This window comes from Flavobacterium sp. 1 (assembly GCF_002797935.1).
Classification (GTDB): Bacteria; Bacteroidota; Bacteroidia; order Flavobacteriales; family Flavobacteriaceae; genus Flavobacterium.
The window spans coordinates 3,460,327-3,475,612 of the sequence record NZ_PGER01000001.1; the positions used below are offsets into that span (position 1 = coordinate 3,460,327).

Genomic DNA, 15,286 nt, shown 5'->3' on the forward strand with positions numbered 1-15,286 from the left:
CTTTTTATTTTTACCTTATTCGTTGTTCCACTTTTATCATACAATAAAAATAGAAATTTATTTTATACGAGGAATTAACAGTCTGTTAACTATCAAATTCTTCATTTAATATTCTCATTACATCTAAAATCGTTTCCTCTTCCAGATCAGTTCTTCTAACTAAATCTTCAACATCGTGTTTCAAAATACTTTTGGCAGTGTCTAAACCAATTTTTGCAAACTCTTCAATAACCCAATCTTCGATTTCGTCTGAAAACTCAGTTAATTCAACATCATCATCATCAGCAGTAGTACCTGCAACATCTCCTTCACGGATTACATCTAATTCGTAGCCCGTTAACTGGCCAGCTAAACGTATGTTATGCCCACCTCTACCAATTGCTTTAGAAACTTCTTCCAATTTCAAAAACACTTCAGCCCTTTTAGTTTCCTCGTTAATTTTGATTGAAGAAACTTTAGCAGGACTTAATGCTCTAGTAATATACAATTGAACGTTGCTGGTGTAGTTAATTACGTCAATATTTTCATTTCCTAATTCACGAACAATTCCATGAATACGAGATCCTTTCATACCAACACAAGCACCTACTGGATCAATACGATCATCATAAGAATCTACAGCTACTTTTGCTTTTTCGCCTGGAATTCTCACTACATTCTTAACCATAATTAAACCGTCAAAAACTTCTGGGATTTCTTGTTCAAATAATTTCTCCAAGAACTTATCAGAAGTTCTGGACATAATAATTTGAGGTTTGTTTCCTTTTAGTTCAACGCTTTCAATTATACCTCTAACATTATCTCCTTTACGGAAGAAATCTGAAGGTATTTGTTTTTCTTTTGGCAAAATGATTTCGTTTCCGTCATCATCCACCAAAATTACAACTCTTGGACGCACATGGTGTACTTCAGCAGTATAAATATCACCAATAATATCTTTAAATTGTTTATAAAGATTTGTATTATCGTGTTCGTGTATTTTTGAGATTAAATTTTGTCTTAAAGCCAATATCGCTCTTCTACCCAAATCTATCAGTTTAACTTCTTCTGAAACTTCTTCACCAATTTCGAAATCGGCTTCAATTTTTCTAGCTTCAGTCAATGTAATTTCTTCATTTTCAAAATCTAAATCCTCGTCGGCAACGATTACTCTTCTTCTCCAAATCTCCATATCTCCTTTATCAGGATTTATGATGATATCAAAATTATCATCTGAACCGTATTTTTTCTTCAATGCATTTCTAAATACATCTTCCAAAATTGCCATAAGCGTTACACGATCAATAAGTTTATCATCTTTAAACTCTGAGAATGAATCGATTAATGCTAAATTTTCCATGCGAATTCTTTAATTAAAATGTTACTGTAACAACTGCTTCTTTAATATCTGTGTAAGGAATCTGTAATTCTTTCTGAACTGTCTCTTTTCCCTTACCCACTTTTTTGGCTTCTCTAGCTTTCCAAGACAAAATTATAAAAAGATCATTAGCTTCAACTAATTCTGCTTCAATATTTTCGGTATTCGTTTTAACAATTAGCGTTCTCCCAATATTTTTTTTATACTGTCTCACTAATTTCAAAGGAGATCCAACTCCTACTGAGGCCACTTCTAAAGAAAAATCCTGTTCTTCTCTATCTAAGCTACCCTCAACAGCACGGCTTATATCAATGCAGTCCTGCAAAACCACTCCATTATCCCCATCAATGCCAATAATAATTTTAAAACTATCCGTTATCGTCAAGTCAATTAAAAAAATAGACGGCTTTTCCTGAAGAGCCTCTTCTACTACTTGCTTTACTTTCTCTTTAAATGTCATAATCTTTATAAAAAGAGGCACGCTATGCGTGCCTCATTATCTAGTATACTAATAAATAACGGTGCAAATATAGTCTTTTTTTATAAATCAAAAAAATTGATTAGTATTAAAAAAAAATATATCTTTATTTTGTCAATTAAAAAACAATTAGACTTAAATAAACCCAAATTACCATGAAAAAAATTCTAATCCCAACTGATTTTTCTAAATATGCTGACGAAGCAATAGAAGTTGGAGCACAAATTGCAAAAAAGAATAACAGCGAAATTGTCTTAATTCACATGCTGGAATTACCTACTCACATGAATGATGCCATATCAGGCGAAACAAGCATACCAGAGATCATGCTTTTTAAACGCAAAGCAGAAGAAACTCTAAAAAGCATAAAATCCCGTTCGTATTTAGACGGAATCAAAGTATCTGAAGTAGTAAGACTGGACGGTGCTTATAAAGGAATCAACAATTACATCAAACAAAACAGCGACTTTGACTTAATAGTAATGGGATCTCACGGCGCTACAGGCATTAATGAAATTTTAGTTGGCTCTAATACAGAAAAAGTAGTTAGACAATCAGAAATTCCAGTTTTAGTAATCAAAAACAAATTAGAAGACTTTAAAGCAACAAATATCATTTTTGCTTCAGACTTCTCTAATGAAATTAAAAAACCTTTTAAGAAAGTCATTGAATTAGCTAAAATATTTGGATCAAAATTAAATTTAGTAATGATCTGCACACCAAATAGTTTTAAAAGCACTTCAGCAGCACATAAAATTGTAAATGAATTCGTTTCTGAATTTGATATGCCCGAGTACTCTTTTGAAACATACAACGAAAGCAATATTGAAAAAGGAATCATAAATTATTCAAATGAAAACAATGGAGATATAATTGCTTTTTGCACACATGGAAGAACAGCATTAAATCATTTCTTCACCGGAAGCATTTCTGAGGATTTGGTAAACCATTCTTCAAAACCTGTATTAACCTTTAGAGTATAAATTTAAAAACAAAGAAAGCCTCTCCAAAACTGAGAGGCTTTCTTTTTAAATACATACAGCGTAAATTCATTCCATAAAAAAAGCCTCTCAAGTGAGAGGCTTTTTTTGTTGGTCTACTAGGACAAATACCTTAATACATCATTAAACACCAAAACCATTCAATCCCTTACAGAATAAAGGATTAATATGATCCATATTAAAAAATATATTTCATATCATACCAATAAATTTCACTTTATACCATACTTTTGCTACGTGAATTACTACGTTATTTTTTACACCTATGACTAACCCAAAATATTCTTTTTTTCTGGAATCAAAACCGAACAACACTGGCGAGCACTTAATCTTCCTAAACATGTCTTATGGGAAACGAGAGTACAATGTAAAAACAGAAAAATATAAGTATCTACCATTAAAATTATCAACTGGATTTAGCATTAAAAAAGAGGAATGGGATAGTGAGAATAATTGTGGTAATTTAACACATGTTAGAAAAAATGGCTTAGCATTAAACAATGCACTTAGCAAAATTAAAACTACAAGTATCCAGCAACTACAGCTTTTCGAAAATGAGCACAAAAAAAAACCAACTCCAAATGAATTAAAACGCATAATTCAAAAGGAACTAGGAACAAGTAAAGACACAAATATAGACATTAGTATCACTAAATATATTTCTGACAGAATTTCAGCACGAACGAATGCAGAAATTACAACCAAACAAAGAATTGCTAAAAGCACCGCAAATCAATACACCAACTTAAAAAATCATATTAAAAATTATGAAAAACATAGAAATATAGTTTTATCATTTGGAAAATTAACGGGCGAACAATTTTTAGACTTTTTCACAGTTATAAATGATCTTTACAAAACTGAAAGTGGCAATTATTATGCTCATAATACAATAGCAAAAGAAAACAAACATTTCAGAGCCATTTTAAACGCAGCTTATAAAAACAATATCAACATTGGATTTAATCATCTTCATGAAGATTTCGAAATAAAGCAACGAGAAATAAAAAACGAAATAGTCTTGACAATTGATCAACTTACAACCATCCTTAATGCTGATGTAAGCTTTTCAAAAGAATTCATACATGCTCGAAACTATATTTTAATATCAAGTTTTACGGGATTGAGAATAAGCGATATGGTTTGTTTACACGAAGTAGAATCTAAAAATTTAAAACATAATTCGGCGAAGTATTTTTGCTTTACAACTAAAATCAGAAAAAACAAAGAAAACAAAGATGATCTGATAGCTGTAATTCCCGTTCTTGAGCCAATTAAAGATTTACTAAAGCAAAACAGTAATTCCTTTCCAGAATTTCCCGCACAAACAAACATTAGAAAATACATCACCAAATTCCTTAAACATTTAAAATTTGAAAATCTAGTAGATGTAAAAAAATATTACTACAAAGTCAATAAAGCTGTTACTACAAAAGAAAAATTACACGATGTTTTCGGCCCACATGACTGCCGTAGCACGTATATCACTAATTTGAAGCAACTCGGTATTCCGAATGATGTAATTGAGCCTATAACACACCCAAAAAACAGTTCCAATTCAATGATTGACCGATATGACAAGAGTTCTTTAGTGAACAAAGCAGTACAATTCATAAATGTCTTGAATACAAAGAATTGCTCCTTATACAAATACTAATAATTAATTTCTATTTAAATTCTGTCACCTCTAACTGTGGTTTTAGACTATACTCTCTAAAAAATAACTGTTCCATAATTTGCTCTACCATATAAATATTCTCTGTTGTTGAGACAACCGAATCATGTATAGTTAGTAATGGCGCTCTACCCTTACCTATTTCATAATCAATTTTCGCAACCGCATCGAAGATGAATTTCGATTCCATCTTTTGAAGCATGATTGCCAATGCATTATATTCTACAGCTTTCATATGTCTTATTACTCCGAAGATTGTCGGGAATTCTTCCTGGAATAACAACTCGTATTTTGATAATTTCGCTCGATTTACATCGAAAAGAACACCTGAGAAGATACTTTTCTTGAATTTTTTTCTGATAAGTGCGTCCTTTAAATTTAAATGCTTACATGACACTTTCTTTGCCATATATTCGTAAAACTGCCCAGAGCAAACCAGTTCCAAATATCTATCTAACTCAGCTGATTCAACCATAGTATTACCTCTCATTAACATTCCCAAAAACAACGGCTGTGAATTACGAATATCGACCTGTGCCAGTTTTTGATCGTCAATGGTTAAAAATTTTCGGAGTTTAGCATCAATATTAGTAAGATTACAATGTAGCCTGTTCGATGTATCATCAACAACAATGAACTTCATTTCCTTCTCAAATAAATTAATACTACAGAATGCTGAATTGTACCTGTCCATATCTTGATCCCTAGTATAACGGTTACTTATATATTTTTTTGCCTTCTTACAATCGATCTCAAATAGTTGAAACCAATGATTAACAATTTGATATCCTTTACCATGTTTGTTAACATTATCTTTGATATCATCATATTTTCCAGTTAATTTCTTTGCCAATTCATGATCTTTCATATCTTGGAGTTTCCAGGTTAACTTCCACTTATCTATTATCTTGTAACCTCTACTTTTCTTGCCTCTGATTATCTTTCCGTCCGTCTCAAGTATGTTAAGATATATAAGGTCATTTATAATTGATTCAGCTTTCAAATCAGAGACCACTGTTCTAAGTAGCTGCATATTAATTGAGACGTAATCGGAATCTTCAACACTTCTATCCACAAATGGACGTACATAAATGTTTGATATCACATAGAGATAGTGACTAGTAAAATCTTTTCTTATTTTTGTTACTGCACAATGCTTCGAAATGATGATTTCTACTTCCGGACATACGAATATTTTCAATTTTTTTATATGGTTGTTTTTTATATGGTCAGTACAATTGGTAATTGTACTTTAGTTGCAATTTAGCCTAGCCAACCCGCTGTCTCTACACCACTAGTTAGACAGCGCTAGGGATTTTTCATCTTTACTGATATAGTATATATAAGATTTACATGCTTTTGTTGTGATAATTTTTGATTATTTTCGATATATTTTTGATTAGTGGTCCAGCTGAAAAAATAAAAAGGTGTAAATCAGCTGAAATATCAAAATGTAAATTCCAGTCAAAAAGAAGCAAAGTGTTTTTTTTAAACCCCTATAAACACTGGGTAAAACAAAGACTACCCCCCATTATAAGGGCGTTATGATTATTATAATAGTATAATATTATGATGAATCATGTGTTTTAATCTTTAAAGATCAAATTGATTATGGAAAATTTGTATACAATTAATTGTGATATGATACCTAAACATAAAATCACCGAAGTTTTAAAGTATAACAACTTTCACTTCTTTCCTGATAACCCAAAACCCGAAGGAGGCTTTGGGAGATATATCTTATTTAGTGAAGATAAAATGTGGTTTACCCAATCTCTAAAATATTCAGAAACCTCCCCATCATGTTGGGTTGTAATAAGGGCTAAATAATTATTCTTATCTACTTCTGACTCTAAATTTAAATAAATTCCAAAATTTAGGCGAAATGCCATCGCTATTTTATCAATATTTATATTTTCAGTATTATCCAAAGTATAAACTCCATCCTTCTTGATAACATTTAACCCGCCCTTTTTCCTTAATACAACTACAGAAATATACCTGTTAACGCCTATATTATAATCAATAAACAAATAATATCCGCCAGTAGCAAACGGCTTACTTTCAATCTCTTCTCTTAATTTATCGAGAGATTTAGAGAAATCTAAAAAACTCTGATCATCAACATCATCAGACAATTCCAAATAATTATTCAATAGTGTTGAAAAATCATTAGTATTATTTTCTTTAAATTTAGTATTTTTTAATGATGCACTTTCTGTAATTGATTTATGTAAACTTTCCGCTAATATTTTTGAAAAATTATCCGAGTAAGATATTTTTTTAGAATAATCAATCGTTGCTGTGGTTTTATTTTTTTCTTTATCCAAAAAATGGATAACATAGCGATTTACATTAATTTTATCTTCCATAAATAATTTACAGGTTAGTTCTTTTTATTATCATAATTGTTAATTATGTTTTGATTTATTAAATCAACTTTGTAAAAGTCTAATTTTTAGAATCCTAGATTTAATATAATTAACGAATATACATATTTTATAATAAAATATACGAAAAACCGTATTTCACAAATCAAGTTTAAAATCGAAAGAATTATTTTTTTTAATATAATTATCCAACCTAATGATGAAGAGAATCAATTACTAAAATTAACTGTCGCTGGAGAATATTCTTTATACAAACATAAAGATCATACTGTAGTTGAAAATGACACTATTGAACCGTAATGAAGAAGAATTTGCCTTAGTAGATTTCCCTGACAATCATCAAAAAGAATGTCTTGAACAAATTGGATTCCAAACACTTGATAATTTAAAAAACAAATGTTAGGAATTGCAATTGAAAAACAAATATTAAAACTTACATCCTAATACCTAATCTTTTAAATTAATTCATGATAATTTATGGTTAACTATCTATCTTTTTTAGAAAATCCTCAAATAAATTTTAAAAAGACATTTGAAGTTATGCGAGATTTTAGAATGGGAGGATTAAATCCATTTATTTATGATGAATTTATAGATACAATCAATGAACTGCCGAACATCCGCATGAGGGGGCCATTCGCATACGCTATTTTCGATAAATTTAACTTAATTGACATTACTCCACATCAGTTAGAAATAATCCAAAAAGAGGTTATAAAAAGAGGAATTAGAAAAAGTAAAATTTGTTGGCACCCGGAAGCAAGTAAATCTACATGCAAAACTGATAAATTTGGCGAAATAATCGTTAGTGCTGCTCATTCAATACAAAACAACGGAATTCTAAGTGAAATATCTGAGAATGGCATTGTTGTTTCTTACATCAGTAAAAATGGAAAGCTTATTGGTAACGAAATTCAAAAAAATTTTGCATCAACTTTTTTAGGTTTTTGCAATATTCACGATTCTATATTTTATCCGATAGAAACCGTTTCTTATTTAAATACTGCTGAACAAAATTTTTTATTCGCATATAGAGGATTTGTTATCGCATGCCATAAAAAAAGAGAAGTCTCAATTTCTAAGAATTTCGGAGATCAATGGGAAATAGATATCATCGAAAATAAAAAGATTTTTGACAAGGCTATTCGGCATAAAGATTATTTCGCAATTGAAAGTGAAGTCTTTGAATTATCACAATTTTATCCAATGGCAGTATCCTCATCATTTTATTTGGATTTTGATTTTGAAGGCAACCCTATTCCACATTCTGACGACAGAATGGAAAATATATTTGTGACTTTACTTCCTAAGAAAAAGGAAAACAAAACCTATTTCATAATTAGTTATTTCAAAGAAGATAAGCTTTTATATGAAAATTTAGTTAAACAACTTCGACAGCGAAACAATTTAAAATCTGATATAACAATGATCATTGCGGCTCATACAAATAATATTTTTTTTAATCCAATTTACTACAAAACATTTATTGAAGAAATACAAGATGATATATTAAAATTGATCTTCGAAACTCAATTTGATCATGGAATTATAGATGGAAAGAATAACATTAAACATCAATTTTCTTATACTCCTACTAATTATCTAAGAAATCAATATAAAATTAATCTTTTCGGTTATTAAATTTAACCATAAATGTGACCAATTATCAAACATGAAGATATGTAAACGTTTATTAGCATTAGCTATGTTCAACTCAGCATAACTAAACGGGGTGCAAAACTTTTCAAACCAATCCCTCTATAAAACATCATAATATTTCAATTCACATCACTAAATTACTACGTGATTTACTACGTGGTTAAAAAAATAAACCCCGTAAACGTTATGTTTATGGGGTTTTCTTAATTTACTAGTTGGTCTACTAGGACTCGAACCTAGAAAGACTGCACCAAAAACAGTTGTGTTACCATTACACCATAGACCAGCATTTTTACCAGCATTCTTGCTTAGCGAGTGCAAATTTAGAACAAATTCCTAGTTGTGCAAATTTTTTTTAGCTTTTTCTTCAAAAAAAATGAAACAAATTTCAATTTTAAAATCAAAATCTGATTAAAATACTGAAACACAAAGCATTTAAGAAAACGATTATTTTCAATAAAATTATAATAATGCGACTTAAGTTTATAAAAAAAAACATTTTCTTTGTAACACTTTTTAAAATAGATAAAAAAACAGAAGATACAGTATATGACATCATTCAATTTCAACAAATGGAATACCATTACAGGTTGGTTTGCCTTTTCAATCGCATTAATAACTTATACACTTACTGTTGAACCTACCATGAGCTTTTGGGATTGTGGAGAATATATCGCGACTGCAGCAAAACTGGAAGTTGGACATCCGCCTGGAGCTCCATTATTCCAAATGATTGGTGCTTTCTTTGCAATGTTTGCCATAAACAAAGAACATATCGCATTGATGGTAAACATGACTTCTGTATTTTCCAGTGCTTTTACGATATTATTTATGTTTTGGTCATCGAGTATCATTTTAAAAAAAATAATAAGTCAGTATTCTGAAATCAACAGCAATAATTCCGTTGTAATACTTGGAAGTTCTTTAGTAGGATCCCTCGCTTATACTTTTTCGGACAGTTTTTGGTTTAATGCGGTGGAAGCCGAAGTGTATGCAATGGCCAGCTTATTAATTTCTCTGCTTTTATGGCTAGGCTTGCGTTGGGAACAAGACATGGACACTCCCAGAGGTCATAAATGGTTATTGTTAATTTCACTTGTAGTTGGATTATCATTTGGAGTACACTTTATGGCCTTATTAACTATTCCTGCAATTGGGTTTTTATATTTTTTCAAAAATTACAAAGTAGTAACCGTTAAAAACTTCATCATTGCAAACATTGTAGTTGTTTCTGTTTTACTTTTCATATTCAAATTATTACTGCCGTTAACAATGGCATTCTTTGGTAAAACCGAAGTTTTCATGGTCAATTCAATGGGATTGCCTTTCAATTCCGGAACCATTTTTGTAACGCTTCTTCTAATCGCTTTCTTCTATTTTGGACTGAATTACACCCGCAAAAAAGGATTAGTACACTATAATACACTTATTCTTTGTATTCTTTTTATTCTTATCGGATTCTCAACCTGGCTGATGCTGCCGATTCGTGCCAATTCTGAAACTGTTATCAATGAAAACAAGCCATCTGATGCTGCAGAAGTTTTAGCCTACTACAACAGAGAACAATACGGAGTAAATCCTTTGTTCTACGGACCTCAGTACACAGAAGCTTTTGTAGGTTTGGATTCAAAAACTCCTTATTTAGACAAAGCTCCCAATTATGAGAGAGATTACAAAACTGGCAAATATGTAATTGTAAATAATTATAAAAATGCCGAACAAAACTCGGATGATAGCCAGAAAACTATTTTGCCAAGAATGTGGAGTACTGAACATATTGAAAACTATATAAACTTCACGCATCCGCCAGCATTTAGAATAAACCCAGACTATCCTTATGAAGAAGATCTTGTAAAATACGGATTAGATCCAAATAAATTAAGTGAGGAAGATTACAACAAAGCAATAGCGCAGCTAAGAAACGAAACTGAAAAAACTGTAAGTGAGTTTAGACAGGCTTATGCTCAAAAACAAATCGACAACGAAGGTTATGTTTCCTTCTTAAGCCACTATAAAGACTATTTAATCATAGACAAACCTACTACTGCCGATAATTTCAGCTTTATGTTTGAATACCAATTTGGCTATATGTATTGGAGGTATTTAATGTGGAATTTTGTTGGAAGACAAAACGATGAACAAGGAAGATATGATTATCTTGACGGAAACTGGATAAGCGGTATACCGTTTATCGATAATTTACACTTAATTTCTCAAGATAATTTACCCGCTGATGCCATAAACAACAAAGGCCGAAATGTTTATTTCTTCTTACCTTTTATACTTGGTTTAATTGGAATTATGTATCATGCGAGCAAAGACAGAAAAAGCTTTTATGTACTAGTAGCACTTTTCCTTTTTATGGGAATTGCATTGAAGATTTACTTAAACGAAAGACCGTTTGAACCGCGCGAAAGAGATTATGCTTTAGTAGGATCATTTTACGTATTTGCCATTTGGATTGGTTTTGGTGTATATTCATTATACGAAAGTTTTCAGAAATACCTTTCTCCAAAAATTGCTGGTCCAGTATTTATAGGAGCATCATTATTGGCAGCGCCTGTATTAATGGCTTATCAAAACTGGGATGATCACGACCGTTCAGGAAAACATACAGCAACTGCAATGGCAAAAGCCTACTTAGAGTCCTGTGATCCGAATGCTATTTTATTTACTATTGGAGATAACGACACCTTCCCTCTTTGGTATGCTCAAGAGATAGAAGGCATCCGTACCGATATTAAAATTGTCAATACAAGCTTATTCATGACCGACTGGTATATTGATCAAATGAAGAGAAAAGCATATCAGTCTAATGCCTTACCAATTTCATTTAAACACAATGAATATGTGGGAGATAAACTTGATTATGTAGCACACATTGAAAAAACAGAAAGCCGTTGGGATCTAAGTGCTTTTATAAAATTCATAAAAGATCCAAGATCCACTGTAGAGATGCAAAATGGTCAAACCATACATTTCTATCCAACCAACAAAATCAGAATTCCTATTAATAAAGCCAACATTATAAAAAACAAGGTCGTCAATCCAAAATTATACGATTCTATTGTTCCTTATATTGAAATTGACATCAAAGGAAACGCTATCTACAAAAACCGACTGATGATGCTGGATCTTATTAACAATAACAATTGGAAAAGACCAGTATATTTTAGCGGAGGTGCATTTGACGCTGAAGATTATTTATGGATGAAAGATTACCTTCAATTAGAAGGTATGGTTTATAAATTAGTTCCAATAAAAACTGCATTCGATAAAGATTCTGGTCAAATGGACATGGGACGAATTGATACCGACAATATGTATGCCAAAGTAATGGCATGGGATTGGGGCAACAGCGACAGCAACAAAATATATCACGACCCTGAAACCCGCAGAGAAAGTCTTACCTACCGAATGAATTTAGCCAGACTGATGAAACAGCTCTCCGCCGAAGGGAAAACGGATAAAGCAAAAAAAATCATTGAATTGGCAATGACAAAAATGCCTTTGGAAAAATTTGGATATTACTCCTTAGTTGAACCATTTGCTAAAGGATATTATGATGTTGGTGAAAAAGCAAAAGCTCATGATTTACTGGAAAAACTAATGGGCAAATACAAAGAAGAACTTAATTATTATGCCAAATTAATTCCTTCTGAACAGTCTGATGTAAGCATTGAAATCATTACCGCTATTGAAAGATACAGAAGCCTGCTGACTGTAATGCAGGAAAGCAACGACATTGAATATTATAATTCCAGCAAAAAAACATTCAATACTTATATCGAAATTTTTGCTAGATTTGGACGTAAAAAAGAATAAAAATCTGATATAAATAAAATCAATAAAAATGTAGTGTAACTAAAATGCACTACATTTTCTTTGTTTAAAACTGAATTTAATTGTAGTATTGAATTATGAAATTGCCATAGTTCTAAATACAAATACCACTAACAAAGCTAATCATTGCGATACTATATCTACAAAATTTAAACATAATCTATATATGAAATTCTATTGGATTAAGACAGCTATATTTATAAAAAAAATATTCTCCAATTATGTTTGGAACATTCCCAATACAGAAAATAAAATCTATCTCACTTTTGACGATGGACCAACCCCTGATGTAACAGAATGGGTGCTGGAAGAACTAAAAAAGCATCAGGCAAAAGCAACTTTTTTTTGCATTGGGAAGAATATAAAAAACAATCCGGATTTATTCAATAAAGTAATCAATAATGGACATGCGATAGGAAATCACACTTTTAATCATTTTAACGGATGGAAAACAAATACAGATGATTATTTAAAGAACACTTTTCTGTGCCAAGATGAAATCAGCAAATTAAGCACAGTAAATAACAAGCTCTTTCGGCCGCCTTATGGCAAAATAAAAAAATCACAATCCAAAAAATTGCGGGATCTAGGATATAAAATAATAATGTGGGACGTTCTCAGTGCCGATTTTGACCAAACCATAACACCAGAAAAATGTCTGGAAAATGTACTTCAAAATGCAGTTTCAGGAAGTATTATCATTTTTCATGACAGCATAAAAGGATACAAAAACTTAGAATACGTACTCCCTCAGTCATTAAAAGTTCTAAAAGAAAAGGGTTTTACATTTGATACAATCCATTAAAAATCAAAGATTATATTCCAAATTATAACTGTTCCTGTACAATTCCAATTAAGGTATTAGCATCAAGCTCACCAGATTGTCTCCAGATCATCATGCCTTCCTTGTAAATCATCAAAGTTGGCAGTCCTTTTATACGCAAAGCACCAGCTAATTCCTGATTTTTATCTACATCAATCATAATTACTTTTACTTTATCTCCAAGCGCCGCCGCAACATCTTTTATAACAGGATGCATCGATAGTGACGGTTCGTTCCAATCTGTGTAAAAATCAATTAACACAGGAACTTGAGCATTTATAAGTTCTCCAAATTTTGACATAAAACCAAAATATTAAATTTTTATTACTTTCAAAATGAGATATTAGTTTACAAATTTAGCATTTTAAACCAATTATGCTAATTTTTCACCTTTTATTAGTTGAATTACTGTAATCTCAGGCATAATTCCAACTCTGCCAGGATAGGCATGAAATCCGAAACCTCTATTTACATAAACGTACCTCCCTAAGTTTTCATATAATCCCGCCCATTGTTTATACACATATTGTGCCAAACTCCATTTGAAAAAACCTGGAATTTCAATCCCAAACTGCATTCCGTGAGTATGCCCGGAAAGTGTTAGCTGAAAGTGCTTTTCGTCATGCTGTACCACTTCATTCCAATGGCTAGGGTCATGGCTCATTAAAATTTTAAAATCATCTTTGGTCAAATTCTGAGAAGCTTTCTTTAAATCACCAGCCTGCTTGAAATTTTTACCCCAGTTTTCAACACCGACTAATGCAATTTTATGACCCTCTTTTTCGATAAAAGTATGCTCGTTCAACAACAATGTAAATCCTATTTGTCCATATAATTTTTTTATGTCTTCAAAGTTTTTATCCTTGTCGGATTGGGTAGGCCAAGTAACATATTCTCCATAATCATGATTCCCTAGAACTGAATACTTTCCGTATTCGTGTTTTTTGATTCTGCTAAAAGTTTCAATCCACGGATGCATTTCTTTCGCATGCGTATTCACAATATCACCTGTAAATAAAATCAAATCCGAATTTTGTTCATTAACCAAATCAATGGCATAATTGATTTTTTCAGGATTATCAAAACTGCCGCTGTGCACATCTGAGATTTGAGTAATTGTAAAACCATCAAAAGCATCAGGCAAATCTGGAAAATGTACCGCTTGTTTTATGACTTTAAAATTATATTTCCCTTCAAATATTCCATAAATTAAAGACAAAAAAGGAATAGCAGCTAACCCTAAACCAACTTGGCTGACAAATTTTCGTCTAGAAGGCAAAAAGTCAGCTTTACTGTTATTGTCAATAAAATAATTAATTGCCCCAGCGGCAACACGAAATACATCTTCACCCAAAAGAACAATCATCGTTACAATTTTCGGGACATATAGTACAAGCAATAACCCCATGGTAAACATAGTCTGCTTAGTTTGTCCAACCGAACGGTCAAATTGTGTGAAAGAATAAAGGATAAACGTAAAAAGCAAAAGGCTTATTATTTGATAAGAAATCAGCATCCATTTCAATTTAATCAAAGTTTTGACAGCCTGAAATGCATAAAGCTCAATAATAAAAAGAACAGCTCCTAAAAAAAATAAACGTAGAATCATTATTTAAAAAATTTTACACAAAGTAACAACTAATGAAAACGTTAAGGTTTTATATTATCATAATTTTAACGCAAAAAAGGGGAGTAAATTTCTTTATCTCCCCTTTCCGTCTATTAAAACCAACTTTTAATGCTTTTTTAGTAAATAATCCAATGAATCATTTACTAAAAAACCATTATTTTTTTGGAGTTGCTGATTCAGCAGTAGCTGCAGTTTTGGTTGCTTCTGCTTTGTGTGCTTTTTTGTCTTTTTTTGCTTCTTTTTTAGTTGCTTTTACTTCTTTAGCTGGTGCAGTTTGAGCTGGTGCAGTTTGTGCACTTACCATAACTGTTGTTCCTAAAGCCACTGCCAAAACCATCAATAAATTTTTCATGTTTCTAGATTTTAAATTAATAATTCGTTTATTAATAGGACAAAGCTATGCATGGCAGATGAAGATTAAATGAAGTTT

The 15,286-nt window shown here is 31.3% G+C and carries 13 protein-coding genes and 1 tRNA gene; 6 read left to right on the forward strand and 8 right to left on the reverse strand.

Annotation, left to right across the window (positions count from 1 at the left end; all coding sequences use genetic code 11):
• Positions 1-85: 85 nt before the first annotated feature.
• Together nusA and rimP are read right to left on the reverse strand one after the other, a co-directional pair.
• Positions 86-1,339, reverse strand: coding sequence for a transcription termination factor NusA (gene nusA / locus CLU83_RS13915; RefSeq protein ID WP_100432166.1), 1,254 nt, complete (start codon positions 1,337-1,339; stop codon positions 86-88).
• A 13-nt stretch (positions 1,340-1,352) separates the two neighbouring features.
• Positions 1,353-1,817 (reverse strand): ribosome assembly cofactor RimP, encoded by a 465-nt coding sequence (rimP, locus tag CLU83_RS13920; protein WP_100432167.1) that lies wholly within the window; start codon positions 1,815-1,817, stop codon positions 1,353-1,355.
• Positions 1,818-1,990: 173 nt separating this feature from the next.
• Between rimP and CLU83_RS13925 the strand changes: the two genes are divergently transcribed.
• Both CLU83_RS13925 and CLU83_RS13930 read left to right on the forward strand, forming a co-directional pair.
• Positions 1,991-2,818 (forward strand): universal stress protein, encoded by an 828-nt coding sequence (locus tag CLU83_RS13925; protein WP_100432168.1) that lies wholly within the window; start codon positions 1,991-1,993, stop codon positions 2,816-2,818.
• Positions 2,819-3,101: 283 nt separating this feature from the next.
• Complete coding sequence (locus CLU83_RS13930) at positions 3,102-4,493, forward strand: phage integrase SAM-like domain-containing protein (RefSeq protein WP_100432169.1); 1,392 nt, start codon at positions 3,102-3,104, stop codon at positions 4,491-4,493.
• Between the two features lie 10 nt (positions 4,494-4,503).
• On the opposite strand, the gene CLU83_RS13935 is transcribed toward CLU83_RS13930, so the two are convergent.
• Together CLU83_RS13935 and CLU83_RS13940 are read right to left on the reverse strand one after the other, a co-directional pair.
• Positions 4,504-5,712 carry a hypothetical protein gene (locus tag CLU83_RS13935; protein ID WP_100432170.1) on the reverse strand — a complete coding sequence of 403 codons (1,209 nt, stop codon included), beginning with the start codon at positions 5,710-5,712 and terminating at the stop codon, positions 4,504-4,506.
• Positions 5,713-6,199: 487 nt separating this feature from the next.
• Positions 6,200-6,883, reverse strand: coding sequence for a nucleoid-associated protein (locus tag CLU83_RS13940; RefSeq protein WP_100432171.1), 684 nt, complete (start codon positions 6,881-6,883; stop codon positions 6,200-6,202).
• A 298-nt stretch (positions 6,884-7,181) separates the two neighbouring features.
• Here CLU83_RS13940 and CLU83_RS22685 point away from each other — a divergent pair, with 298 nt between their 5' ends.
• Positions 7,182-7,304, forward strand: a complete 123-nt coding sequence (locus tag CLU83_RS22685; RefSeq protein ID WP_255410987.1) for a hypothetical protein — start codon at positions 7,182-7,184, stop codon at positions 7,302-7,304.
• A 74-nt stretch (positions 7,305-7,378) separates the two neighbouring features.
• Entirely contained in the window at positions 7,379-8,542 is a 1,164-nt protein-coding gene (locus tag CLU83_RS13945) for a hypothetical protein (RefSeq protein WP_100432172.1), read from the forward strand.
• Positions 8,543-8,775: 233 nt separating this feature from the next.
• Here CLU83_RS13945 and CLU83_RS13950 read toward each other — a convergent pair.
• A tRNA-Gln gene (locus CLU83_RS13950) sits at positions 8,776-8,846 on the reverse strand.
• A gap of 263 nt (positions 8,847-9,109) precedes the next feature.
• Here CLU83_RS13950 and CLU83_RS13955 point away from each other — a divergent pair.
• Both CLU83_RS13955 and CLU83_RS13960 read left to right on the forward strand, forming a co-directional pair.
• The gene (locus CLU83_RS13955) at positions 9,110-12,385 is read left to right on the forward strand and encodes a DUF2723 domain-containing protein (RefSeq protein WP_100432173.1); all 3,276 of its coding nucleotides are present in this window, start codon (positions 9,110-9,112) and stop codon (positions 12,383-12,385) included.
• A 184-nt stretch (positions 12,386-12,569) separates the two neighbouring features.
• Positions 12,570-13,208, forward strand: a complete 639-nt coding sequence (locus CLU83_RS13960; protein ID WP_100432174.1) for a polysaccharide deacetylase family protein — start codon at positions 12,570-12,572, stop codon at positions 13,206-13,208.
• Between the two features lie 22 nt (positions 13,209-13,230).
• On the opposite strand, the gene CLU83_RS13965 is transcribed toward CLU83_RS13960, so the two are convergent.
• The 3 genes from CLU83_RS13965 to CLU83_RS13975 all read right to left on the reverse strand — a co-directional run bounded on the left by CLU83_RS13965 (position 13,231) and on the right by CLU83_RS13975 (position 15,208).
• Positions 13,231-13,527: a co-chaperone YbbN gene (locus CLU83_RS13965; protein ID WP_100432175.1), complete on the reverse strand. Its 297-nt coding sequence runs from the start codon at positions 13,525-13,527 to the stop codon at positions 13,231-13,233.
• Positions 13,528-13,599: 72 nt separating this feature from the next.
• Positions 13,600-14,835, reverse strand: coding sequence for a metallophosphoesterase (locus tag CLU83_RS13970; RefSeq protein WP_100432176.1), 1,236 nt, complete (start codon positions 14,833-14,835; stop codon positions 13,600-13,602).
• 175 nt (positions 14,836-15,010) lie between these two features.
• Entirely contained in the window at positions 15,011-15,208 is a 198-nt protein-coding gene (locus tag CLU83_RS13975) for a hypothetical protein (protein WP_100432177.1), read from the reverse strand.
• Positions 15,209-15,286 lie beyond the last annotated feature (78 nt).